The organism is Psychrobacter sp. GW64-MNA-CIBAN-0177, assembly GCF_040309585.1.
Taxonomy (GTDB): domain Bacteria; phylum Pseudomonadota; class Gammaproteobacteria; order Pseudomonadales; family Moraxellaceae; genus Psychrobacter; species Psychrobacter okhotskensis.
In genome coordinates, this window is sequence record NZ_JBEOOY010000675.1 from 1 (window position 1) to 229 (window position 229).

At 47.6% G+C, this 229-nt stretch carries 1 protein-coding gene; it reads right to left on the bottom strand.

The window, feature by feature from the left end:
* Window positions 1-229, bottom strand: a 229-nt coding sequence (locus AAEY79_RS16670) for a sulfite exporter TauE/SafE family protein (protein WP_352289948.1), incomplete at both ends; no start/stop codon positions are given.

Sequence of the window (229 nt, forward strand, 5' to 3'; positions counted from 1 at the left end):
GCATTGGCTTACCCAGCTGCTCTTTATTAGACATAAACAACATATTAATGGCGACCAATAGCGCTCCAACGCCGATAATTGCTTGTAGCGATTTGCCATCAATCATTTCTGCAACGCCAGCCCCAACCAAACTACCAATGACCAAACCAAGTGCCATATTACGCCAGATATCCCAGCGTACACCGCCGCGCTTATTGTGCGCACTCATCGAGCTGATGGAGGTTATGAT